The 22,796-nt window shown below is 46.1% G+C and carries 15 protein-coding genes and 1 tRNA gene; 7 read left to right on the forward strand and 9 right to left on the reverse strand.

What is annotated here, in order from left to right:
- Window positions 1–77 precede the first annotated feature (77 nt).
- The gene (locus QZW47_RS12855; RefSeq protein ID WP_293127776.1) at window positions 78–1,103 is read right to left on the reverse strand and encodes an ABC transporter permease; all 1,026 of its coding nucleotides are present in this window, start codon (window positions 1,101–1,103) and stop codon (window positions 78–80) included.
- 234 nt (window positions 1,104–1,337) lie between these two features.
- The gene (locus tag QZW47_RS12860) at window positions 1,338–1,682 is read right to left on the reverse strand and encodes a hypothetical protein (RefSeq protein WP_293127778.1); all 345 of its coding nucleotides are present in this window, start codon (window positions 1,680–1,682) and stop codon (window positions 1,338–1,340) included.
- Window positions 1,683–2,478: 796 nt separating this feature from the next.
- Here QZW47_RS12860 and QZW47_RS12865 point away from each other — a divergent pair.
- On the forward strand, window positions 2,479–5,922 hold the full coding sequence (locus QZW47_RS12865) for a PAS domain S-box protein (RefSeq protein ID WP_293127780.1): 3,444 nt from the start codon (window positions 2,479–2,481) through the stop codon (window positions 5,920–5,922).
- A gap of 349 nt (window positions 5,923–6,271) precedes the next feature.
- Here QZW47_RS12865 and QZW47_RS12870 read toward each other — a convergent pair whose 3' ends face one another.
- Both QZW47_RS12870 and QZW47_RS12875 read right to left on the reverse strand, forming a co-directional pair.
- Window positions 6,272–7,339 (reverse strand): ABC transporter permease, encoded by a 1,068-nt coding sequence (locus QZW47_RS12870; protein ID WP_293127782.1) that lies wholly within the window; start codon window positions 7,337–7,339, stop codon window positions 6,272–6,274.
- A gap of 314 nt (window positions 7,340–7,653) precedes the next feature.
- Complete coding sequence (locus QZW47_RS12875; RefSeq protein WP_293127784.1) at window positions 7,654–8,787, reverse strand: AI-2E family transporter; 1,134 nt, start codon at window positions 8,785–8,787, stop codon at window positions 7,654–7,656.
- Window positions 8,788–8,916: 129 nt separating this feature from the next.
- On the opposite strand from QZW47_RS12875, the gene QZW47_RS12880 reads away from it, so the two are divergent.
- The 5 genes from QZW47_RS12880 to QZW47_RS12900 all read left to right on the forward strand — a co-directional run bounded on the left by QZW47_RS12880 (window position 8,917) and on the right by QZW47_RS12900 (window position 15,340).
- Window positions 8,917–9,051, forward strand: a complete 135-nt coding sequence (locus QZW47_RS12880) for a hypothetical protein (RefSeq protein ID WP_293127786.1) — start codon at window positions 8,917–8,919, stop codon at window positions 9,049–9,051.
- A gap of 280 nt (window positions 9,052–9,331) precedes the next feature.
- On the forward strand, window positions 9,332–11,128 hold the full coding sequence (locus QZW47_RS12885; protein WP_293127788.1) for an efflux RND transporter periplasmic adaptor subunit: 1,797 nt from the start codon (window positions 9,332–9,334) through the stop codon (window positions 11,126–11,128).
- A 387-nt stretch (window positions 11,129–11,515) separates the two neighbouring features.
- Window positions 11,516–14,626: an efflux RND transporter permease subunit gene (locus tag QZW47_RS12890; protein ID WP_293127790.1), complete on the forward strand. Its 3,111-nt coding sequence runs from the start codon at window positions 11,516–11,518 to the stop codon at window positions 14,624–14,626.
- A 136-nt stretch (window positions 14,627–14,762) separates the two neighbouring features.
- Complete coding sequence (locus QZW47_RS12895; RefSeq protein WP_293127792.1) at window positions 14,763–14,984, forward strand: hypothetical protein; 222 nt, start codon at window positions 14,763–14,765, stop codon at window positions 14,982–14,984.
- Between the two features lie 284 nt (window positions 14,985–15,268).
- A tRNA-Gly gene (locus QZW47_RS12900) sits at window positions 15,269–15,340 on the forward strand.
- Between the two features lie 373 nt (window positions 15,341–15,713).
- Here the strand turns inward: QZW47_RS12900 and QZW47_RS12905 are convergent.
- The 3 genes from QZW47_RS12905 to QZW47_RS12915 form a co-directional block, all read right to left on the reverse strand.
- Window positions 15,714–16,328: a type II toxin-antitoxin system PemK/MazF family toxin gene (locus tag QZW47_RS12905; protein WP_293127794.1), complete on the reverse strand. Its 615-nt coding sequence runs from the start codon at window positions 16,326–16,328 to the stop codon at window positions 15,714–15,716.
- A 4-nt stretch (window positions 16,329–16,332) separates the two neighbouring features.
- The gene (locus QZW47_RS12910; protein WP_293127796.1) at window positions 16,333–16,815 is read right to left on the reverse strand and encodes a type II toxin-antitoxin system antitoxin SocA domain-containing protein; all 483 of its coding nucleotides are present in this window, start codon (window positions 16,813–16,815) and stop codon (window positions 16,333–16,335) included.
- 354 nt (window positions 16,816–17,169) lie between these two features.
- Window positions 17,170–17,640: a DUF4079 domain-containing protein gene (locus QZW47_RS12915; RefSeq protein WP_293127798.1), complete on the reverse strand. Its 471-nt coding sequence runs from the start codon at window positions 17,638–17,640 to the stop codon at window positions 17,170–17,172.
- A gap of 96 nt (window positions 17,641–17,736) precedes the next feature.
- On the opposite strand from QZW47_RS12915, the gene QZW47_RS12920 reads away from it, so the two are divergent.
- Window positions 17,737–19,218, forward strand: coding sequence for an ankyrin repeat domain-containing protein (locus QZW47_RS12920; RefSeq protein WP_293127800.1), 1,482 nt, complete (start codon window positions 17,737–17,739; stop codon window positions 19,216–19,218).
- Between the two features lie 378 nt (window positions 19,219–19,596).
- On the opposite strand, the gene QZW47_RS12925 is transcribed toward QZW47_RS12920, so the two are convergent.
- Both QZW47_RS12925 and purH read right to left on the reverse strand, forming a co-directional pair.
- Window positions 19,597–20,547 (reverse strand): 2OG-Fe(II) oxygenase, encoded by a 951-nt coding sequence (locus tag QZW47_RS12925; protein ID WP_293127802.1) that lies wholly within the window; start codon window positions 20,545–20,547, stop codon window positions 19,597–19,599.
- Window positions 20,548–20,881: 334 nt separating this feature from the next.
- Window positions 20,882–22,423, reverse strand: a complete 1,542-nt coding sequence (purH, locus tag QZW47_RS12930) for a bifunctional phosphoribosylaminoimidazolecarboxamide formyltransferase/IMP cyclohydrolase (RefSeq protein WP_293127804.1) — start codon at window positions 22,421–22,423, stop codon at window positions 20,882–20,884.
- Window positions 22,424–22,796: the final 373 nt, after the last annotated feature.

The raw sequence follows: 22,796 nt of genomic DNA on the forward strand, positions 1-22,796 counted from the left end.
TCTTCTGTCAACTGTCAACCCCTCGACTCCGCGGGCGGGCTCTTCTGTCAACTGTCAACTGTCAACTCTTCCTTAATTTAGTAGCGAATTCGCGGGTCAATGTAAGCATTCAAAACATCAATTACAATGCTAGCAATTACCACAATTCCCGCAAAAAACACCACAATACCTTGAACAGTGGGATAATCCCGCAAACTAATCGCTTCGTAAAGACGATTTGCCAGCCCCGGCCAAGAAAAAGTAACCTCCGTTAAAATTGCACCGCCCAACAGTGCAGCAAAAGTCAGTCCCAAAACAGTAATCACTGGAATCATCGCATTTTTAAGAGCGTGAGCCCATAAAATCCGCAATTCAGGAATACCACGAGCTCGGGCTGCTTCGACATAATCTGCTTGCAAAGTTTGCTTGAGATTCACCCTGACAATTCGCTCAAAAATACCACTTAAGAGAATGCCCAGCGTCAAACTCGGGAGAGCCAAATAATGCAAACTTGTCAGAAACTGACCCGGGTTAGCACTCAAGAGACTGTCTACAGTGTACAGTCCCGTGTAGCCTTGGGGGGCTGGAAATGTCACCGGAAAGCGAGTCCCCAAGGGAAACCAGCCCAACTGTACCGCGAAAATCAACTGCAAAACCATGCCGGCCCAAAAAGCCGGCAGCGAGTAAGTAATAATCCCAAACAAACGGCCTGCTGCGTCGAAAATAGTGTTGGGGCGGGATGCTGCTAGGGAACCGATACTGATGCCGACAATTAAAGCTATGGCCATGCTACAAACTGCTAATTCGACTGTAGCGGGGAAATAGTCTCCGATAATTTGCCAGACGGTTTGTCCGCGAGTAGTGATGGAAGTTCCCAAGTCGAAGCCCAGCAAGTCTTTCATGTACTTGAGATATTGTTGCCACAGGGGTGCGTCGAGGCCGAGTTGGGTTCGCATTGCTGCTTTGGCGGCTGCGGGAGCTCGCGAACCGAGAATGGCATCTATGGGGTCGCCCGGAGTGGCCCGCAGCAACAAAAATACTGCTGTGGTGATTGTCCACAACATTAGTGGTGCGAGGAGCAAACGGATAAAAATATAAGATTGTAGGGCTTTTGAACGAGACATAAAATTTGGGAATTGGGAATTGGGAATTGGGAATTGGGAATAGACAGTTGAGTTGATTTTAGCTAAGTGGGTAGCTGCAAATAAACTTTGCCGCTTGTCACAGAATGTGTATTGCTATCAGAGCCTCTGCGATTGCTTCGCTTCACACGGAGTTTCACTCGCAATGACATGGTTATATATTTTGGAGCTGATCTACATTATTGTCGATCGCCTTTTTCCCAATTCCAGATTTTCCTATTCACTCAGCAGCGATTCAAATGCAGCTTGCAAAGACTTGAGATCGCCTACTCTGGCTACTAACAAGTTTTCGCTGCCGGCATCCTGCAAGCGATGCTTCCAATACTGGATGCTCTCAGAGTTGTGCATCCAGAAACTAATCACTGTGTCTACGACTCGATCGACATCCCAGCCGCGATAGGGAGAAACTACCTCCACAGACGCCACAAACGCATCCAGAGTACACTTTCGGTTTCCCAAGTATTCTACACCGGACGGCTGCTGTTGTTGCAGCAATTCCTGCTGCTGGTTAAAAAACGTTAAAGTTGGAGATACGCCCAGGATTTCAAATGTATAGTCCATGTCTTCCTCCCGAAGTATTATTTTGCTAAAATGTCGTAGCATAGCGGGGCTCCATCCATCGTCCACCAAAGCCAAAAACACTTGACATTACCCAAAAATAAGTAGAAGCTACCCACGCTCATGGGGGTCGAACCCCAAATTTTAGATTCAACGACTGGCTCCCTTCTCTTTCGCTAGCGGACAATGCGGATGTTCGGGCTCCCAGATGAATCTGTGGAGTAAATCTCTGATTTTTCAATTTTTCAATCTCAAATCGACTGACATTGCTGCCCTCGATCAAACACAGATGCTTTAATTACCCTTTTTTCGTGCGATCGCCTTTTTGTCCGCTTATTCTATCAATAGCAAATTTTTTAACAGACTGTTGTCAAATAACTTACATTTTTGACACTCCCCTTGAAATTTTAAATCAGATTTTGATTGAGCGCCCGTAGGGTTGACCGCAGTTAGACGCGGCTCTAGCGCTCCGATGCTCGATTCTGCTTTTTCGATTCTCCATTTTTGACGGGAATGACTTATCAATTCAGGGTTGGCAGTACCTAAGAGCCCTTGTATTCTATTTTAACCTAGTGTGAGTTTTTGACTGGGAGTCCCCGATCGCGATCGCCCGATTCTAGCAAGTAGTGATACGATCGATATTACAATTTTTTACAGTAACCCCGGCAACCTCAGTCAAGTTGTGAGGGGTAGGCTAGCCCAATTGACTGTTCCTGTGGGAGTTTGTAACTTATAATATCTAGGGCATCTTTTAAAAGACAAACGATAGGCAAAGCTTCTAGGTGTCAAAATATTATTGATGTTATTGAAAAGTTTGAGCAGTTGGCTGATGAAAAGCTCGCCCAAGATGTCGCTGAGCCTAGTTTTGTTGATACCCCTGGTGGTGCAAATCTCCGTAGCAGTCGGCGTCACAGGATGGCTGTCGTTTCGCAACGGCCAGAAAGCCGTCAATGACCTTGCTACCAGGTTGAGCTTGGAAGTCGCAGCCAGGACTAAAGAAAATTTCCGCAGTTTTGGGGATATGTCTCACCTGTTCCTGCAAATGAATACTGCTGCGATCGCCTCGGAAAACCTCAACCCTGATGACTTCCCCAAGTTAGAGCGCTATTTGTGGAACCAGACCAAGCTGAGCGATCAAACTACAACCATCTACTACGGCGACGAACAGGGCAGATTTCTCTTGGTCAAACACGAAGCAGAAGACTTACTATACATCAGAGACGAATCAACCGCTCCCAACCGCCAAATTTATCGCCTCGATGGCAAAGGAAATCGCACTGAACTAATCAAAACCGCCCCCTACGACCCCCGTACTAGACCGTGGTACCAAGCTGCCAAACAGGCGGAAAAAGCCACTTGGTCTCCGATATACGTCTTCGCAGCCCCGTCAGTTCTCGGCATTACGCCGGTGATGCCTATTTACAATGAAACAGGAAAACTGCGGGGGGTTTTGGCAATTGACCTGACTCTTTCTCAAATCAGCGATTTTCTCAAAAGTATTAAAATTAGCCCGTCAGGAGAAGTTTTTGCGATCGAACGCAGCGGGGAAATCGTCGCCAGTTCCACAGACGAATTGCCCTTTGTCACTGACAATGACGGACAAAAACGGTTGATGGCGACTAAAAGTAAAAATGCGCTAATTCGATCGGCATCCACATACTTGCAAAAACAATTTGGCAGTTTTGAAGAAATTGACACCCAAGGACAGTTTAGCTTCGATATAGACGGGAAACGTCAATTCCTGACGGTGGTTCCGCTGCGAGATGGCCGCGGCCTCGATTGGCTGATTGTCGTCGCCATCCCGGAAGGAGACTTTATGGAGCAAATTAACGCCAACACTCGCACAACTATTTTATTGTGCTTTTTTGCGTTCATATTGGCGATCGTCCTGGGTATTTTCACCTCTCGCTGGGTTGTCACACCAATTACCCGATTGCTGGAAGCATCCCAAGCTTTAACAAAAATGTCCGAAGCTGCTGACTTCACCTCCGCCGAATTAGACGGCGAAGTCGAAGTCAAAGGCGTCAACGAACTCGGTGTGTTAGCTCAGTCTTTCAACCAGATGGCGAGACAATTGCGATCGTCTTTTGTAGCCCTAGAACGAACCAACTCCAGTTTAGAACAGCGAGTAGCAGAGCGGACAGCCGAACTAGAAGCCGCCGAAGCAGAATTGCGGGCTTTGTTTGCAGCCATGAACGAATTAATTGTAGTTGTGGATGCGACCGGTCGCTACTTAAAAATTGCGCCCACAAATATATCCCTGCTTTACAAACCAGCCGCAGAATTAGTTGGTAAAACAATCGGAGAGCTGTTTGAGCAAGCTACAGCCGACAATTTTCTCAACCACATCCGAGCAGCTTTAGATACTCAGCAAACAGTCAGCATCGAGTACGATTTAACTATTAACGACCGCGAAGTTTGTTTTGCAGCCAGCATTTCGCCGCTTTCAGAAGAATCTGTAATTTGGGTAGCCCGCGACATTACCGAACAGAAGCGAGCCGAATCCGTGCGGCGGATGAGACAAAAACAATTGCTCAAACAAAACAGTGTTTTGCTAGAATTGGCAAGAAATAAAGCGCTGTATCGAGGCGATTTGCAAGTAGCTTTAAGAGAAATCACCGCAGCGGCGGCTCATACCCTAGATGCAGAAGCAGCCGGAGCGTGGCTGTACGATGAAAGCCGATCTTCATTGCAATGTTTAGACAAATTTCATCGCACCAACGGCCAGCATTCCCAAGGTGCTGAACTCGCAGCAGCAGACTATCCAGTTTATTTTAAAGCTTTGGAAGAAGACCGGACGATCGCAGCCGACGACGCTCTGTCAGATATCAGAACCAGGGAATTTGTGGCATCTTACTTTGCACAAAACGGCACCACATCAACCTTAGATGCGCCAGTGCGGCTGGGAGGACAAACAGTCGGAGTCCTCTGTATCGAACAGGTGGGAAGTGCTCGCCACTGGACAGTAGAAGAACAAAATTTTGTTGCTTCCCTGGCAGATTTGGTATCATTGGCGATCGAAGCTAGCGATCGCGATCGAACACAAAGCGCCCTCCGTCAAGCAGAACAAAAATACCGCAGCATATTTGAAAACGCAGTCGAAGGCATTTTTCAAACCACCCCCCAAGGCCGCTTCTTGAGCGTAAATCCAGCTTTAGCCCGGATTTACGGCTACGCCACTCCCGAAGAATTGACATCAAATCTCACCAACATCAGACAGCAAACTTACGTCAATCCCCAGCAACGCGAAAAGTTTATGCGAGTCATGAAAGAATTCGGACAAATTTCCGGCTTTGAGTCAGAAGTGTACCGCGCTGACGGCAGCATAATTTGGATTTCTGAAAGCGCCCGTGCAGTGTGCGACACCGACGGCGAGGTACTCTACTATGAAGGCAGCGTCGAGGATATTAGCGATCGTAAAGTCTTTGAATCCGCCTTGCAACTCGCCCTAGAAGCAGCCGAAGCAGCTTCCACCGCAAAAAGCGCATTTTTAGCAAACATGAGCCACGAACTACGCACACCTCTCAATGCCATCATCGGCTACAGCGAAATGCTCCAAGAAGAAACCGAAGAATCCGGCTATGACGAACTCACCCCAGACTTAGACAAAATCCGCACATCCGGCAGACACTTGCTATCACTAATTAACGACATTCTCGACATTTCTAAAATCGAAGCCGGTCGCATGGATCTATACCTAGAAACCTTCGACATCAGCGCCTTGATAGCAGAAGTTGCAGACAGCGCAGCCCCACTGATCGAGAAAAATTACAACACTTTAAACCTACAGCAAACTAGCAACATCGGCACAATGCGCGGTGACATTACCAAAGTGCGGCAAATTTTATTAAATTTGCTGAGCAATGCCACCAAATTCACTCAAAATGGTACAATTACCGTAAGCGCCAGCCGAGAAACAATATCCAGTGATAACAGCGAAGCGACACCACAAAACAGTTCTGAACCCGCGGCAAATTCTCCATCCTCAAATCCCAGTAAAGAATTTTTAGTGGTAAATTGTACAGATACAGGAATTGGCATGAATCCAGACGAATTGGAGCACATCTTCCAACCATTTACCCAAGCAGACGCTTCTACCACGCGCAAGTACGGCGGCACAGGTTTGGGACTAGCAATCAGCCAGCGTTTTTGCCTGATGATGGGTGGCAATATTTCAGTAAACAGTCAAGTCGGTGTTGGTTCTACTTTCACCATCCGTTTACCTTTAACAGTTGACAGTTGACAGCTTGCCCCGAGCGAAGTCGAGGGGTTGACAGTTGACAGCGAAGTTTTTAGGCAGAGGATTTAAGCCCTTGTCATTACCCACATTTTTCAACCTGCTAATTTTCTCAAAAAGCAAATTCCGCAACCCCCCATTCTTTCGTTGTTCATTGTTAGATATTCTCAATAGCTTCTGACTAATGATAACAAGCGGATTGTTTAAGACCTTTACGTTGAGAGGGTTTCAGGAGATGTGGGTAATGACAAGGATTTAAGCCCCTGCCTAAAAACTTCGCACTCCGAAGCCAACTGTCAACCCCTCGACTTCGCTCGGGGCAAGCTGTCAACTGTCAACTGTCAACTGTCAACAATTACCTTTGAATGCTGCGCGGATCGAGAGCATCCCGCAATCCATCCCCCAATAAATTGAAAGCCAAAACAGTCAAAACAATCAGTATCGCCGGAGGCCAAACCAACCAAGGCTGCAACACTAAAATTGAAGCATTAGTAGAAAGAGATAGCAAATTTCCCCAAGAGGCATCTGGCTGTTGAATCCCCAATCCAATTAAACTCAAAACCGACTCCGCCACAATAAAACCCGGAACCGACAAAGTAGCAGAAATAATTACATAAGTTGCAGTTTGTGGCAACACGTGGCGGATAATAATATAGATTGGGTTGGCGCCCATAGCCCGAGCCGCTTGCACGAATTCTCGCTGTTTAATAGACAGTACCTGGCCGCGAATTACCCGCGCCAAACTTGCCCAACCGATAAATGAAGTAATCAACACAATCAAAATAAATCGCTGAGCACTTGTCAATCCCGGAGGCAAAACTGCTGCTAGGGCTATTAATAAATAAAGACCGGGAATCGTCATCAATACTTCAGCGAAGCGCATTAATATACTGTCAATCCAACTACCGAAATAACCAGATATTCCTCCAATCAACAATCCTAAAGGAAATGAAATTGCTATGCCAACTAAACCAATGCTGAGGCTAATGCGACTGCCATGTACTAAGCGGCTGAATTGATCGCGAGCTTGTTCGTCGGTACCTAAAAGGTTAATTTTACCTTCTCCTGTAGTGCCAACCAGGTGCCTGTCAAAAGGCAAAATTCCTAAAAACTTATAGGGAGAACCTTTGACAAACAAACCGAGAGCAGAGGGTTTTTGCCAGTCTACAATTACCTCGCGAGCGCCCGTATTTGCATCCACCGGGCCCTGAGTAGTCGGATAAACGTGCGGCCCAATAAATCGCCCGTCTTTGGCGCTTAAATAAATCTGAGTTGGCGGCAGCAAGGAACCATTTAATTGAGAGTCGTAGGGGTCGTAAGGTGCCACAAATTCGGCGAAAAGTGCGACTGTATAAAAAATTAATAGCACCACAGCTCCCAAGCGAGCTAGAGGATTATTTTTAAGATTTTGCCACCATTTCATAAGTTTTAGGTTTGAAATTTTAAGTTTGTTCGTAGTGAGGACTTTAGTCCTTATCAGGTTCGTAGTGAGGACTTTAGTCCTTCTTCCGTTCGTAGTAATGACTTTAGTCCTTATCAGGTTCGTAGTGAGGACTTTAGTCCTTCTTCCGTTCGTAGTAATGACTTTAGTCCTTATCAGGTTCGTAGTGAGGACTTTAGTCCTTCTTCCGTTCGTAGTAAGGACTTTAGTCTTTTCTTCAAGAAATCACTCACAAGCGCCGAATTCATTACTAATAAAAATTTTACGGACTGAAGTCCTTACTACGAACCTTAGGACTATTTTTTATCATCGGGAACCAAGATTATTCTACTTTCATTTTCCGCAATTTTCCCCAATTCCTCGCCGCTAAAAGGATTGTAGAAAAACGAGCCTGTTTGCGGAGGTAATTTGGGATTGAGTACAATTTCCACGATACTTTTGACCACCCCAGTCAGCGGAATTGCTAGGATAACTCCTAATAATCCTCCCACTCTACCTCCTAACAGCAAAGCTGTAAAAATAATTACCGGACTCAAACCCGTGAGATTACCCATGATTCTGGGTGCTACTAAGTTATCCTTGATTTGCTGGAGACCGATCGCAACTGCCAACACTTGCAGCGCCAGCCACCAATCAATAAACGCTACAATTATACTAACAGTACCAATGCCCAGCGCCGCTCCGATAAACGGAATTATTTCTGTCAAGCCGATAAACACGGCAAACAACAGGAAAAACGGAACTTGCAGCCACCAAAAAGCCATAGTTAGCGAGGTCGCCATAAATAGTCCCAGCAGCAACTGTCCCGATACGAATCGCTGGAGGTTTCGCTGCAAAGTATCGGTTAAAACATAGCGAATATCTGGCGAAAAAATGCTGGTCAATCCCTGCCACACTCTTTGACCGTCGAGGAGCATATAAAATGAAATGACTAGAATCAAAATTAAGTCGAGAAACCAGTTGACAGTTCCTACAACTAAACCTAAACTCGTACCAGCAATCGCCTGTACTTGTTCCTGCACTTTTGCTGATAACTGCTGTTCTAAAAGTTGCACGTCAAATGGTAAATTGCGATCGGCACTCCATGCTTGAAATTCACCTAACTGCTGCCGCGCCGACTCCAGCAAGTCTGGGAACCTGACCCCTAACTGTCTAGCTTGGCTGAAGACTGGCGGTACAATAGTTAGACCGATTACTACTACTACCAAACCCGCCGTTAAATAAACTAGCCCCGCAGCGAGTCCTCGCGGCAAAAATACTTGCAGTCTGATTACTGCATAATTTAATAAAAATGCAATGAGTCCCGCTGTTACTAAAATGCTGACGAGTTCCCCAACATAATTAATAGCAGTCAGGGTAAACCATCCAGTCACTAGCACTAGCAACCAAGTAATTAGAAACTGTTGGACGGGAGTAAATACACTATTCATTGGGATTTTTGTCAATTAAACTGGCACAAGTTTTTTAGCTGCTGTGCCGTATTATACAACACACATATTAGAGTATAGATTAGCAATAATTCACTTCAATATTAGACTGAATTGTTTTAGTATTGATGGGTGAGTTATGATAAAACCCCCGTGAGACAGGCAATCGCCAGCCCGATCGCCCTGCGATCGATCGCCAATCACGGTAACATTCAGTATGCCCGATCGCCCGATCGAGTTCAGATCGCGCCCAGTTCATCGCAATAAGTAGGTTCGTAGTGCGGACTTCAGTCCGCTCCATAGCTGCGGACTGAAGTCCGCACTACGAACCAACCGTTTTTATAGTAATCTACCGGACATGATATTAAAGGTCGATCGCACAATCTCGGATCGCAATCACCATTATCATGTGAAATGACGCTACACTCACCCGCAAGGAGGAGGCGCGAGCGCTCGCACCCTCAGCTAAAATAAATTACATATTAAAACCGCAATCTTTCTTTACAATATCAAAAACCGAAGGCTGAAACCGACGGGAGGAACTACCGTGACGAATCAAGTTTTTTCAGAAGCAGAAGAAAAGCAGCCCCTTTCCCCCGTGCAGAGCGGCCGCGACAGCAAATTAGTAGCGGATGCGTCTGAAACTGGCACCTCAGATACCTCTCGCTGGCGCTTCTCGTCTGAAGAAGATGAACGAGAAATAGCCTTAGAAGTTCCAGAAATGGATGGGGCGCTATCGGAAGTTTCCGAATTAGAAGCACCAGAAGTTCCTCCCAGTAAAGGACTCAGGTGGCCGACGCTATTGGTGGGCGCAGGGATTGGCGTGGCTGCAACGCTGCTCGCAGTAAACTTGACTGCGGGGAAGCAGAGCGCACGTGCTCCAGTTGTAGCCCCAGCGGCTGCTCAGCAGGGGACGGCTCAGACGGTGACGGTGGCCCCTGTGGAATCGGCCGAGGTGGCTCAAACTCTCGAAGCGACGGGGAGTGTGGCGCCTTACGATTTACTGCCGGTGCTACCGCAATCGAACGGTTTGCAAATTAAGCAGGTTTTGGTGAAAGAAGGGGATACGGTAGAAAAAAATCAGGTAATGGCGGTTTTGGATGATTCGGTGTTGCGATCGCAAATTGCCGAAGCCGTTGCTAAGGTAGAATCGGCAAACTCTACGGTAGAACAAGCCCAAGCTCAAGTGCAGCAAGCCCAGTCTACCCAAAAAGAAACCGAAGCCGCTGTCGCTCAAGCTGAAGCTGGCGTGGAAAAAGCCATCGCAGACTTAGCGCAAGTTAAAACCGGTGTTGGCCAAGCTGAAGCTGGTGTGAATCAAGCTAAGGCTGGTGTGAATCAAGCTAAGGCTGGTATTGCTTCCGCCCAGGCGAAATTAGCTCAAGCCCAAAGAGAAGTCAATCGCACCCAAAATTTGGCGGCTCAAGGAGTAATTAGCCAGCAAGATTTGGAAAAGCGCAAGACTGAGCGAGAAACTGCTGTTCAAGATGTGAATAAAGCTAAGGCTGATTTGAATAAAGCTATAGAAGAACAGAACAAAGCGGCGGAAGAAGTGCGATCGGCTCAAGCTAAAGTAGTTAATGCCGAAGCTAGTATCAGTACAGCCCGAGCTGCACTGTTGAGTGCGCGCGCCAAGGTAAATACTGCGGCCACAACTGTCAGCAGCGCCCGAGCAAATGTAGGGAACAATGCAGCAGGTGTTCGCAGCAATGATGCGCGAGTCAAACAGTTGCAAACTCAACTCGAACAAACTATCGTCCGAGCGCCGGATAGCGGTATTGTATCGGAAAGAATTGGTCGAGTTGGTGATGTTTCTTCGGGAAGTCAAAAACTATTTTCGATTATTCGGGGAAATAAGCTAGAACTGCAATTAAAAGTCCCAGAAACTCAGGTTTCGCAAGTACAACCGGGAACCGCGGTACAGATTAGTTCGGATTCAGACAAGCGGATTAAGTTGTCTGGAACTGTGCGAGAGATTTCGCCGTTAGTTGACCCGCAAAATCGGCAAGCTACGGTGAAGATTGATTTGCCTGCAAGTGAGTTTTTGCGATCGGGAATGTTTTTGCGCGCTGCGATTTCGACGGCGACGGCGCAAGGTTTGAAAGTTCCGGCTAAGGCTATTTTACCACAGTCTGATGGCAGTTCTATTGTTTACAAACTTGTGGGTGAGGACAAGGTGCAAGCTCAGCCGGTGGTAGTTGGGGAGATTACCGGGGGCGCGGTTGGGGATTTGACGAGTGCTCAGGTTGAGATTAAAAAAGGGTTGAAAGCAGGGGATAAAGTGGTTGTTGCTGGTGCTGGTTATCTCAAGGATGGCGATCGGGTTAAAGTCGGTAGTCAGTAGTCAGTTGACTGTTGACTGTTGACATTAGTTGTTATTGTAGGGTGCGTCAGGCGAGAAGTTGGCGACGACAGACTAATAATTTTTCCTGACGCACCTTGATATTTGATATTGGGTGCATCTGGTTTTTGAAGAGGGCGAAGCATGACCGCATATAACTTATTAGTTATAATCCCATATTGACTGCGGTCATGCTTCGCCCCTACAAACATATTTGTCAAAGTGAGATGCACCCTTGATATTGGTTAGTTACTACAATATATTTAGAGCGGGCAAGATGCCCACTCCACAATAAATTTTAAATAAAAAGAACACTATATTACCAATTACAAACTACCAATCACCAATCACCAATTCCCAATTCCCAATTCCCAATTCCCAATTCCTATTATGTCTTTCAACATTTCGGCTTGGTCGATAAAACAACCTGTCCCGACGATTGTTTTATTCTTGATTCTGACAATCGGAGGTTTAGTATCATTTCCAGTTTTAGGTATCGATGATTCACCTAACATCGATGTACCTTCAGTTTCGATATCTGTCATCCAACCGGGGGCAGATCCAGCGGAACTTGAATCGCAAGTTACGAAAAAAGTAGAAGATGCTGTGGCTGGTTTGGGCAATATTGACCACATTATTTCTACTGTTAATGATGGTTCTTCTAATACGACTGTTAACTTTTTATTGGGCACGAATAGCGATCGCGCAACCAACGATGTCCGCAATGCGATCGCCCAAATCCGCCAAAGCCTGCCCCAAGACATTAACGATCCCGTTGTCAAGCGGGTGGAATTTGCGGGTAGTTCCATTATGTCCTACGCCGTGGTATCCGATCGCCAAACCGTAGAACAATTAAGCGAATTAATCGACCAAAACATCAGTCGTGTCCTCCTTTCTGTCAAAGGTGTGGCTCAAGTGCAGCGCATCGGAGGCAGAGATAAGGATATTCGAGTTGATTTAAACCCCGAACAATTGCAAAGTCTGGGGATTACAGCTACCCAAGTTAACGACCAAATTCGCAATTTTAATATCAATCTTCCCGGGGGGCGAACTGAAATCGGCAATTCCGAGCAAACAGTCCGCACCCTCGGTAGTGCTAAAACTATCGAACAGTTGAAAGCTTATCAAATTACCTTGCCTAAAGGCAGTTTTGTGCCGCTTTCTAGTTTGGGAAAAGTTGAGGAAGGCTATGCAGAAGCGCGTCAGGGCGCGCGGCTCAATAACAAGCCTGTTGTAGCTTTTGCTATCCTCCGCAGCACTGGTAGCACTCTGGTGACTGTGGAAGAAGCGGTGCGGGCAACTGTTAAGAAGCTGGAAAAAACTTTGCCAACCGATGTCAAGTTGGAACTGATTTATACTTTAGGAGATCACATCCGAGATTCCTATGAAGCTTCTGTGGATGCTTTGATTTTGGGGGCGGTTTTAGCGATTATCACGATTTTTATATTTCTGCGGGATTGGCGGGCGACTTTGATTGCTGCTGTGGCTTTGCCGCTGTCGGCTATTCCTACTTTTGCTGTGCTCAGGATGGTGGGATATACGCTTAACAGCATGACTTTGTTGGCGCTGTCGTTGGTGGTGGGAATATTAGTCGATGATGCGATCGTCGAAATTGAAAATATCGAACGCCATGTGGGGATGGGGAAAACGGCTTATCAAGCTGCTTTGGATGCTTCCGCTGAAATTGGTTTAGCTGTCGTTGCTACCACGATGACGATTGTTTCGGTGTTTGCGCCGGTGGCTTTTATGCCGGGAATTCCCGGTCAGTTTTTTCGACCTTTTGGGGTGACGGTTTCGGCTTCGGTGTTATTTTCGCTGTTAGTCGCCCGCACCGTAACTCCGATGATGGCGGCTTATATGTTTAAGGATCAGCCACATCATCAGGAACTCAAAAAAGACCAACTTTCCTATCAGTATCGCCGACTTTTGACTTGGGCGCTGAAGCATCGGGCGATCGTCCTAATTTTAGGTGTGGCTTTGTTTTTCGGTAGCGTCCAATTAATACCTTACATTCCCACGGGGTTTATCGATCGCGATGATACCGGACTTTCCACAGTATCGATCGAATTACCGCCCGGTTCCACCTTGTCACAAACAGATTTAGCGGTGCAGCAAGCAACTAAATTATTGCTCGCCCATCCAGCCGTAGATAGCGTTTTGGAGACCGAAGGCGCTCCCACAGTATCGGGGGGAGCGGGTGGAGGCGGCGGGCGTGCTAGCGGCGTAAATACAGCCAGTCTGTACGTCAAATTGAAGCCCGCCAATCAGCGAATCGGACAACAGAAGTTTGAAGAGGAAATGCGGCCCAAACTGGCGGATGTTCCCGGTGTGCGGCTGAGTTTTGCTCAAGGGCGTGTGGGCGGTAGGAAGCAAATGTCGATCGTCCTCAAGAGCGAAAATGCCGAAGCTTTAACTAAAACTGCGGAAACTCTCACGCAACAAATGAGGCAACTTCCGGGACTAATTGAGGTGCAATCTAGCGCGAGTTTAGTCAAGCCGGAGATTTTGGTAAAACCCGATCCAAATCGAGCGGCGGATCAGGGTGTTTCGGTGCAGCAAATTGCTCGTACTGCTTCTTTGGCAACGATTGGAGATATTGACTCGAATCTGGCTAAATTCGATTTGCCCGATCGACAAATTCCGATTCATGTGATGTTAGCATCGCAGTTTCGCAGTGATATCGAAACAATTAAAAACCTGCAAATACCGGGTAAAAATAATACTTTAGTGCCGTTGCGGGCGGTGGCGGATATTACTTTGGGCAGCGGGCCTTCTCAGATCGATCGCTACGATAGAGCCCGTCAAGTATCCGTAGAAGGCAATTTGTTGGGCGGTACGACTTTAGGAGAAGCTTCGGCGGCGGTGAAGAAACTACCTGTAATGAATCCTTTACCCCCCGGTGTGGAACAGGAATCGTCTGGTGATGCGAAAGTAATGCAGGATATTTTCAGCGGTTTTGCCGGGGCTTTGGGAACGGCGGTACTGTTTATTTATGGTGTATTGGTGCTGTTGTTTGCAAATTTCTTGCATCCGATCACAATTATGGCGGCATTACCTTTATCTCTGGGCGGCGCACTGTTGGGGCTTTTGGTTGGACAAAAATCTCTCGGTTTGTACGCTTTGATTGGCGTGGTGTTGCTGATGGGAATTGTGACAAAGAATTCGATTTTGTTGGTAGATTACGCGATTATGAATGAGAAGGAAGGCGCACCGATGTATGAAGCGACGCTGGATTCTGGTGTAGCGCGGTTGCGGCCGATTTTGATGACAACGATCGCGATGATAGCTGGAATGGTGCCGATCGCGCTGGGACTTGGCGCCGGATCTCAGGTGCGGAGTCCGATGGCGATGGCGGTAATTGGCGGTTTGATGACTTCTACGCTGTTGACTTTGGTGGTGATTCCGGTGGTTTATACCTATATGGATGGCCTGCAAGTCTGGATTTTTAATCGGGTGCGGGGGAAGAAAAGAGCGAAGTCGTCTGCGGTGCGATCGAAATAAGGAGACGGCAATGCCGTTTCCCTACAAATATCCTGTATTTTGGGTAGGGAAACGGCACTGCCGTTTCCTGCTGCGGTGTCTAAATTCTTTTAATTGATATCTGGCTACATACTGATTTTGTCGATCGTTCAAATATATGAATAGAAAAAATAACATCTTTTGTCGCAAAGCAGCCAATTTACCAGAGGCACCCGCGCCTGCGGTAACAAGTCCGACACCTGTCACAACCCCAACACCTGTGACAAGTCCGACACCCCTATTTGTGGGGATCGAATACAGGAAACGGCGCCGTGCCGTTTCCCTAGGTGAAAATCGCGATCGGGCGAGCGATCGTTTTTCCCACAGCCTCGGCGGTTGAAACCGCTGCTATACATACGATGTCCGCCGGAGGCCGACTGAAGAGTAGAAGCCCCGGCGGTTGAAACCGCGGCTACACATACGAAGTCCGCCTCCGCGGACTGAAGAGTAGAAGTATTAGTCCTGCCTTTGGTGCAGGGCTTTTTTTGTCGGGAGGGGCGATCGACCACCGCAAATTGATTTTCAAAATGGTTGACTCAGAATAGCAAAATTGTTGTATAATGTCTTTCAGGTCGTTTTTTACGGCAACGCCTTAAAGGTAAAAGCAAATAAAACAGACTAAGCGCGGGCGTAATTCAGTGGTAGAATGTCAGCTTCCCATGCTGAACGTCGTGGGTTCGAGTCCCACCGTCCGCTTGCACAAAAAGTATTTAAACCCTTGAGTAATCGCTGTATAACACAATAGGGTTGAGATGAGACAGTCCTGGGTATAAAACGCTGTAAAAAACATATACTGCGATTGCTTCGTTCCTCTCGAAGGACAGCCCTTAACTGAACCTTATTGGTCTATAAAAGCAAAACCTGCGACTTTACTGCGATCGCCGAAAGTTCTCCATTGGTTTAAGAAAGAGCGCTTAAAATCATGCTATTCTCTCTTTGTCAGCGGAGGTGGTCGCTGAGCTTGTCGAAGTGCAGACATCGTTTGTGTAGTTTTACCTCGAACTCATATGACGGGCGCTTCGCCACATACGAGTTCGAGGTAAAAAGCGGTTTCAACCGCCGTCTGAACTCACCATAATTCAAGGTCACTTATGACTTTTTCTAGATCAATATTTTTCTTTGTTTCATTCGGCGGATAATCAAATACTTTCTCTAAAATCTCTACAGACACATTGTTTATCAACCAATCATTACTACAATCATGTTCGAGATTCAAAAAATACTTTAAACGCTCCTCTATCGACTCCTTATCTCCTTTATCCACTTGTCCAACTCGCTCCAGCCAATTTCCTTGGGAGTCCTTAAAGCAATTAATCTCAACATTACATATCTGATGTACTAAAGCTAAGGAATTCTGAGAAAGACCCTGTTTGCTAGTCGAGTTAATTGGATACGCTGTTGGTAAGCCTTTGCAGGTTTCTTGGAAAGTTAAAGGAATTACCATAAAAGTTTCTAGGAATTCAGAGTCATCTTGAAACTGCTCGTTTGCCCAAATGAGATAATGATGCACTCCGCGAAAAACAATGCTAGAATTAATTATCAGATTGCAATCAACAGTCTTGCATTCAATTTTACCTGGTTGACTTAAATCATAAATGTGATTGTGATTGTGTTTGCACCGAAGAGATACTTTGTGGGGATTTACTAAATAAATCCAACCTTGACGAGGTGTTTTTCCAGCCACGTTATTACCCTAATTCACTGATTAATTTTTGTCTTTCTGTCTCAAGATTAAGCCTTACTACTTCCTCTAGTTGATTGCTATCTTTAACCTCAATCATTGGGGCGGTTCTGTAGACATATTTTAGTAATTGCTGGATTTTATCGTGTCCTGAGCCTGCCCATTCTCTGCGAATGTTTTCCAGCATTAGTTTTAGTGCTACAGGTAATTCTAAATCATCGACATTACCTGCTTGAGTACCAAGTCGGATAAATATGGTTTCTCCCACAGATTCTTGTACAATTGTTTTGCCATTCATTTGATTTAAGGCGACGATGATGTCTTCGTTCCAAGGGCTATAGTGATAATAACGCCAATTGAGTTCTGTAAGCTGTTTGCTCGTCCATTTGACAGCATAAAGGTCGGCTAAATACAAAAATTTGATTAGTTGTGTTTTGGTAATATGACCTTTGGTGGCGTAAACAAAATATTTTATCAGGGTTTCTAGCATGACTTTGATTTTTTTCAGGGTTCGTCGCTATAAAAATTAATTTAAATCGACAATCTCATTGCGACGCACCTTGCGATTGTTGGGAAATAGTAAAAGAGAGGGTGATTTATTCAACCGTTGAATAACCCAGGTGCGTCGCTGTGAGATTGTCGATTTTGAGCGAGGGATTGTCGATAGCGACGCACCCTACGACTAAAAAACTAAATATGGATTCCAAGGCATAGCCTTGGAACCAGTTACTGTTAGGATTAAATAAACCGGGTTTTTAGCAGAATTTACACCTACAAACGAAGTAAACGCGAAAAACCTGGTTTCTGGACACCCGCGCGCAAGTCCTGAATCGTACCCTAACCGTTACATTTTACTGATAATCCTTTGCACGATTTCTACACCTGTTACCGCCTGCCAGCCAAATAGCCCCAACAGCCCCACATTTAGAACGATGTGAGTGTATCTAGCAAAATTGTTGCCTTTTTGCATCAATGGAGTCAGGGAGGCTGAAATGGCAATTATGACGGTCATTCCTAAGCCTGCGACTAGGTGCGGGGCGACAAATAGTTTGCCGTTGTTGATGTAGGTGACTGCCATTGCGCCGATCGCACCTGTTACCATTAACCCTAGCAGCAAAGAGCCCATCTGATGGTGCTTGATATTGAATTTGCCCTTAATTAACTCTTTCTTGGCATCGCCTTCGGCACTTCTGGTACGGCGGATTTGTATGCCCAGATACAAAGCATAAAATGAGATTGCTAGCAATACCCACATTAAAACTGGGTGGAAGAATTGACTCCAAACTTTCACAGACTGCGGAATTTCGAGATTCATAGTGTTCTCAGGATTTGTAAATATACTTCATAAAACTTAGCATACCAGTAAGTCCCTCTCGTGCGACGGTACAAATATACGGTATGAGAGACTATTATGCCTGCCACTAAACAAGACGCTGTATTGATTCAAGCTGCCAAGACTGGCAACATTATTCACGTCCAAGCTTTACTCGCTAAGGGCGTTGACGCTAACGGCAAAGACTCTGAGGGGACGACGGCTTTGATGTTTGCTGCCCAAAAGGGCTATACGGAAATCGTGCGTATTTTACTAAATAATGACGCTAATGTCAACCATGTTAGCAGGCGTTTTGGGCTGACGGCTTTGATGTTGGCCGCCGCTCACAAACAGGCTGATGTTATGCGGCTGTTGTTGGCTGCGGGTGCTGATGTTGATGCTAAAAATGATGATGGAAGTACGGCTTTGATGGCGGCTTCTCTGAAAGGTGATATTAATGTTGTCCGGCTTTTACTTGATGCTAAGGCTGATGTGAATGTTCGCGATAAAGATGGCGATTCTGCTCTGAAAATAGCTGCTTTATCGGGATATGAAGTTGTTGTGAAAGCTTTGGCTGATGCGGGTGCTGTTGCGGATAATTCTATGCTATTTTTAGCAGTTAGTCAAGGAAGTGCTGCCATTGTCCGAATTTTGCTCGATCGCGCTGCGGATGTTAATCTGAAAAATCTACAGAGCAAAACTCCTTTAATGCTGGCACAGGCGGCGGACAATTTGGCTGTTGTTGAGGCGCTGTTGGCTGCGGGTGCTGATTTGGAAATTCGCGACAAAGAAGGCGAAACTGCTTTAACTTTGGCTGCGGATGGCGGCAATGTTGATGCGGTGCGCGCTTTGCTGGCTGCGGGTGCTAATGCGAATGTCAAAAGTGGAGATGGCGGGACGGCTTTGATGGCGGCGGCTGCTGGGGGTAATTTGCCGATCGCTCATATCTTACTAGATGCTGGCGCGGATATCAACGCGAAAGACAGAGATGACGAAACTGCGTTGAATTTTGCCGTGGTTGAAGGCTGCAAAGATGTGGTAGAAATGCTCTTAAACCGAGGTGCTCATGTCGGTGCGAGAAATCGGTTGGGCGATACGCCTTTGCTGGTGGCGGCTGTTCACGGTCATAGTGCGATCGTATCAGCGTTGCTGCAAAAGGTAAACTCGAATCGCCCTGATTTCCTGAATGCTAAAAACTTTGGGGAGACGGCTTTGACTCTCGCTGCGTTTCACGGACATACTGAAACGGTGAAAGCCTTGCTTGACGGCGGTGCAGATCCCAATATCCCGGCGGATTTGGGGAAAACGGCTTTGATGAAGGCGTGCGATCGCGGTTATATGGCGATCGTCCAAATATTAGTCGAAAAAGGCGCAGATGTCAACTTGCTGGATGATTCCGGCGCCACCGCCCTCATGTGGGCCGCCCATCGCGGTTATGCTGATGCGGTTAAGATTTTAATCGCCGCTGGTGCAGAGTTGAATCACAAAAATCCTGGCAATTATACGGCTTTAATGTTAGCTGAATTTAAGGGTTATTCCACTGTTGTGAAATTGCTAAAAAATGCCGGAGCACAAGAGTAATACGATTTTCGATTTATCATAACTTATAGCATCTGTAGGGACACGGCAATGCCGTGTCCGGCCTGGGGATATGCGACTTAACCCGCAAATGTTGTCTCAATCCGCTTGACGCACCCAGCCATTAATAGTCGTAGGGTGCGTCGCCTTGAAAAATCCTAACTAAATATTGACAATCTGACAGCGACGCACCTGACAAACAGAGTTGAGTAAACAACCCTCCGTTTCAATCTCGCCCAACATTTCTTCCGTAGTAAAAATTTGTCAAAATCGTATCAGGTGCGTCGCTGTGAGATTGTTTGTCAAATTTAGGAATTTTCAACGCGACGCACCCTACTGCTACTGCTACGGCTACTTATTACTTAACCCGCAAATGTTGTCTCAATCCGCTTGACGCACCCAGCCATTAATAGTAAAGCGACTATCAGCAAAAGCTTTCGATGGACAACTAACTGGCAAAACTTCGTGCATATAGCGACTCAGAAAAAATACGATGCTGTTATTCCGAGGTTCAACAGTTCTGAATGTCTCATCTGCAACATAAAAATTGTTCTCAACTTTGCTGTCATAAATCTGCAATTCACCGCCGAAAAAAGCCTTGGGTTCTCGATTGAAATAATAAACATAAGTAAAAAATCGAGTTGCTGTATCGGGCGATCCACTATCGTTGTGAAGTTTGTAAAAGTTGTTATCATTGTGCATAGTTAGCTGAGCTTCTATGTCACCAAGCGGAAATGCTGGAATATTTAATTTACGCAACACGTCGGGGAGAATTGCTTTGATGCGATTCACCATCAGTGCTGAAAATTCCGGGAAAGAGTGGAGCACCATCGAACGTCGGTAATCTTCGGCATTGGTTGAGGTGCTGGTAGTCACAAATTCTGATTCTTTGGCTAAAATGTATTTGATTAGTTTGTTCTTTTCTGCGGATGTTAAAAAGTTGTCTATTTGGGCGTAGCGAGATATTAAGTCGTCATTTACGGGCGCGGGTGCGGGAATTTCTGTGGGTATTTCTACAGGAATTTCTAGGGGTATTTCTACAGGGATTGCTGGCTGTTGTGGTTGCAGTTGCTGCAAGTAAATTGGGGGTTCCGTGACTAATCCGACTAGGTGCTCGCCGGGAAAGGAAAGGCTGGAACGCCCGTCGTCTATGGGGATTTGGAATAAGGTGGAAAAACCTACTGTCTGTTGCGTGCGATCGACTAATGCTTTGACAAGGCTGTGCAATAATGGTGTATCGGATTTGAGCGTAATGGTGCACTGATGTCCGCCAGTGAGCAGGATTTTAACTTTTACATCTTGGGGTTGAATTTGCTGTTCAGTGTAAGTCATGATTTTTTAAAGATGCAACTGGAACTCGTTAGGATATAACAGTGTTCATGGGTGTCACAGTCTTCTCGATCCCCCCTAACCCCCCTTAAGAAGGGGGGGACAAGAGCATCATCAATGTTTCTCGTCTGAAGACGGGACAAGAGTGTTAATGTCTCTCGTCTTCAGACGGGAGATGATTCTTCTCAAAGTCCCCCTTCTTAAGGGGAATTTAGGGGGATCGAGACTCTGCTACAAACAAGAGATACAAAGGTTGTAACGCAATTATTGACACCTTAAAACACTATTGTAGCCCTACACGATCGTACACAATCGAGAATTGCTATAAGTATAATTCCTAATGCAAAAAGTGCCGGATATCGGTAAAAACCATTGTGATTCCGAGTTGGTTGGCGGCTGCGATTGAATCTTTATCGCGCATACTACCACCCGGTTGGACGATCGCAATTATACCAGCCTCAGCAGCCGTTTTGACGGAATCGTCGAAGGGGAAGAAGCCGTCACTAGCCAAAATCGCTCCTTTACTCTTCTCTCCCGCTTGTTCCAACGCTAGTTTAACCGATCCCACGCGGTTCATTTGTCCGGCGCCTACACCGATTGTAGTGCGATCGCGCGTCACAACGATCGCATTCGATTTAACGTGTTTTGCTACTTTCCAAGCAAACAGCAATTCTGCTAACTCTTCAGCAGTCGGCTGTTTCTCAGTAACTGCACGCCATTTGCTAGTTTCTTCTACTACATTATCCGCATCTTGTACCAGCAAACCGCCTGCGATTACTTTCACAGTTTGTGCTGGGCCTTGAGTCAAATCTGGCAAAATTAAAACTCGGACTTTCGCCTTTTTCTTGATAATTTCTTCCGCTTCTGGTTCGCACCCCGGCGCGACAATACATTCTAAAAATGTTTGAGTTAGCGCCGTTGCAGTAGCAGCGTCAATCGGGCGATTCAGAGCGACAATTCCGCCGAAAGCTGAGACTGAATCCGTGTCAAAAGCTTTTTGATACGCTTCAGAAATAGTTGCACCCAAAGCTGTACCGCAAGGATTTGTATGCTTCAAAATTGCGGCCGCCGGAGTCTCCGGGAATTCTACAATCAGCCGCCTTGCTGCTTCTAAATCTACTAAATTATTGTAGCTCAATTCTTTGCCTTGCAGAATGGTGCTCGTTGTCCAGCCTGTCGGTGTAGTTCCGCTTTGATACCAGGTGGCTGCTTGGTGGGGATTTTCGCCGTAGCGGAGTGTTTGCAGCTCTGTTCCTGATACGCTAAACTCTTCTGGTAGCTTCGATGCTGCGGATTGGCTGGTGAGATAATTGGCGATCGCGCGATCGTAATTTGCGGTATGCTCGAATGTTTCCAGCGCCCGCTCTTGCCGGAATTTTAAGGATGCTTCCCCGCCGTTTTGCCGAATTTCTGCTAAATAAGTATTGTACTGCTGAGGGTTGCACAAAACTGTCAAATGAGCGTGATTTTTAGCCGAAGCTCTCAGCATCGCCGGCCCGCCGATATCTATTTGCTCAATGGCGTCTGCAAGTGTTACCCCTGGTTTAGCAATTGTCTGTTCAAAGGGATACAAATTGACTACAACTAAGTCGATCGCCCGAATTTGATTTTCCGTTAAATCCGCCATGTCTTGCGCTACATCGCGGCGCGCTAAAATACCTCCGTGGATGCGCGGGTGAAGTGTTTTGACTCGCCCGCCCAAAATTTCGGGAGAGCCAGTATATTCAGCAACTTTCGTGACAGGGATGCCCGCTTCTTTGAGGGCGCTTGCTGTCCCGCCGCTGCTAATGATGTCAAATTCAAATTCTTCTACTAAACTGCGCGCTAAATCGATTAGCCCGGTTTTATTGGATACGCTCAGAAGTGCTAGACGTGCCATTGGTTTGAAATTGCGATCGCAAAAATAGACAGGTTACATTTTATATCAAATCTGGCGGCAGATACATAATTTGCTAATTGGCAATGGTGATTATTGTTTTTTTAATTAGATGAGCTTGCTTTTTGACAGCGTACTTATTTTATAAATCATATAAAAATTTATACTTGGCAGTTGCTTTTAAATATTTAGAACCTGCCAGTCGCTCCTGTTATTTTGTCATCCGCGAGCGGGATTGAAGTCATTTCTGGCGTTAATAGTTAGTTTTGCTACTACGTAAATGCCGATGTCATTGAAATTACTTAGCCAACAGGGAATAGATAATTAGATGGCGATCGCTCTGGAATTTCAACCATATTTTAGGACGAATTTTCAA

The organism is Microcoleus sp. bin38.metabat.b11b12b14.051, from assembly GCF_013299165.1.
Classification (GTDB): Bacteria; Cyanobacteriota; Cyanobacteriia; order Cyanobacteriales; family Microcoleaceae; genus Microcoleus.

Excerpts from the sequence above, each read along its gene's own strand:
- QZW47_RS12855 (WP_293127776.1), bottom strand. The coding sequence starts at position 1,103 with ATGTCTCGTTCAAAAGCCCTACAATCTTATATTTTTATCCGTTTGCTC.
- QZW47_RS12860 (WP_293127778.1), bottom strand. The coding sequence starts at position 1,682 with ATGGACTATACATTTGAAATCCTGGGCGTATCTCCAACTTTAACGTTT.
- QZW47_RS12865 (WP_293127780.1), top strand. The coding sequence starts at position 2,479 with ATGTTATTGAAAAGTTTGAGCAGTTGGCTGATGAAAAGCTCGCCCAAG.
- QZW47_RS12870 (WP_293127782.1), bottom strand. The coding sequence starts at position 7,339 with ATGAAATGGTGGCAAAATCTTAAAAATAATCCTCTAGCTCGCTTGGGA.
- QZW47_RS12875 (WP_293127784.1), bottom strand. The coding sequence starts at position 8,787 with ATGAATAGTGTATTTACTCCCGTCCAACAGTTTCTAATTACTTGGTTG.
- QZW47_RS12890 (WP_293127790.1), top strand. The coding sequence starts at position 11,516 with ATGTCTTTCAACATTTCGGCTTGGTCGATAAAACAACCTGTCCCGACG.
- QZW47_RS12895 (WP_293127792.1), top strand. The coding sequence starts at position 14,763 with ATGAATAGAAAAAATAACATCTTTTGTCGCAAAGCAGCCAATTTACCA.
- QZW47_RS12910 (WP_293127796.1), bottom strand. The coding sequence starts at position 16,815 with ATGCTAGAAACCCTGATAAAATATTTTGTTTACGCCACCAAAGGTCAT.
- QZW47_RS12915 (WP_293127798.1), bottom strand. The coding sequence starts at position 17,640 with ATGAATCTCGAAATTCCGCAGTCTGTGAAAGTTTGGAGTCAATTCTTC.
- QZW47_RS12920 (WP_293127800.1), top strand. The coding sequence starts at position 17,737 with ATGCCTGCCACTAAACAAGACGCTGTATTGATTCAAGCTGCCAAGACT.
- QZW47_RS12925 (WP_293127802.1), bottom strand. The coding sequence starts at position 20,547 with ATGACTTACACTGAACAGCAAATTCAACCCCAAGATGTAAAAGTTAAA.
- purH (WP_293127804.1), bottom strand. The coding sequence starts at position 22,423 with ATGGCACGTCTAGCACTTCTGAGCGTATCCAATAAAACCGGGCTAATC.